This is a genomic window from Flavobacterium sp. GSP27 (genome assembly GCF_003970395.1).
In the GTDB taxonomy this organism is placed as follows: domain Bacteria; phylum Bacteroidota; class Bacteroidia; order Flavobacteriales; family Flavobacteriaceae; genus Flavobacterium.
Genome location: NZ_RYDP01000029.1, coordinates 1 through 1429 on the forward strand (window position 1 = coordinate 1; position 1429 = coordinate 1429).

Sequence of the window (1429 nt, forward strand, 5' to 3'; positions counted from 1 at the left end):
TAGACTGCACCCAAAAGTTTAGACAAATTTATAATTAATTTTGATAATAATGAGCTCGATATTTTATCGGGCTCATTTTGTTTAAATTTGATTTAATTCTTTCGTTGTTATAATAAATTATGTACTTATTGATTTCTTGTTTTAATTGTTTTATAGATTTGAATTTTTGAGTATAAAACATTTCAGATTTTAATATTCCAAAGAAGTTTTCGATAATAGCATTGTCTAAACAATTTCCTTTTCTTGACATACTTTGTATAATACCTTTTTCTTTTAATAAATTTTGATAATGACTCATTTGGTATTGCCAGCCTTGGTCAGAATGAAGCATTAAATTTGTGTTATTTGGTATTTTCTTAAATGCTTTTTTTAGCATCATTACTACTTGATTAAACACTGGGCGTTCTGTTAGTTCGTAACTTATTATTTCTTGATTAAACAAGTCAATTATAGGTGATAAATACAATTTATTTCCGGATACATTAAATTCAGTTATATCGGTAGCCCATTTTTGATTTGGAGCTGTTGCTTTAAAATTTCTTTCCAATATATTTGGGGCGATTTTACCATTTTCACCTCTGTAAGACTTATATTTTTTCACTCTAATAATGCTTTTTAAGCCCAGTAATTTCATTAATCTAAGTACTGTTTTATGATTGATAATCAGTGCTCTATTTTGGAGTTCATCGGTTATTCTTCTGTAACCATAACGGCCTTTATGTTTTTGATAAATGGCTTTAATTAACTCTTTAATTTCTTTGTATTTATCAGGTAATTTATTCTGCTTTTGATGATAATAAAAACTACTACGTGCCATTTTTGTTAGATCTAAAAGTAATTCTAAATCAAATTTATGCCTTAACTCCATTATGGCTTGGGATTTCTCCTGGCTTGAATTAAGGCTTGTAACTTTTTTAGCAATTCATTCTCACAACGAAGTCTTTCGTTCTCTTTTAAGAGTTCTTCCTCTCTTGTTAAAGGTTTGTCTGATTTATGTTTTTTACGCTTATAATCACTCATAGATATCGCTCTGCCTTTAGGTTTTGGTTGTAATCCTTCAATACCAAAGTTAGCAAAATCTTTTTTCCATTTTGAAACAATAGCAATATTGGGAATATTAAATCTTATTCCTGTTTCCATCAATGAAAGAGATTCCCTTTCTACGATTTTAAGTACTTTTAACTTAAATTCGGCTGAATAACTTTGATTTATTCTTGGTAATAAACTAATTTCACCATAAGTCTTATAAAAACTGACCCACTTACGGATATTCCATCTTGGAATCTGCTTCAATTTTGAAACATATCCTTCTGAATAATGTTTCTTTAAAACCAATTCTACACATTCTAATTTAAATGCATAATCATATTTTACTTTTTTTTCCATAAAAAATGCCCCAAATAGTGTCTAACTTTTTGGGGCATGTCCA

1 pseudogene is annotated in these 1429 nt (G+C 28.3%); it reads right to left on the reverse strand.

Features of this window, described 5'->3' with window-relative positions:
* Positions 1–34: 34 nt before the first annotated feature.
* Positions 35–1386 (reverse strand): annotated as a pseudogene (locus EKM05_RS14880) (IS3 family transposase).
* Positions 1387–1429: the final 43 nt, after the last annotated feature.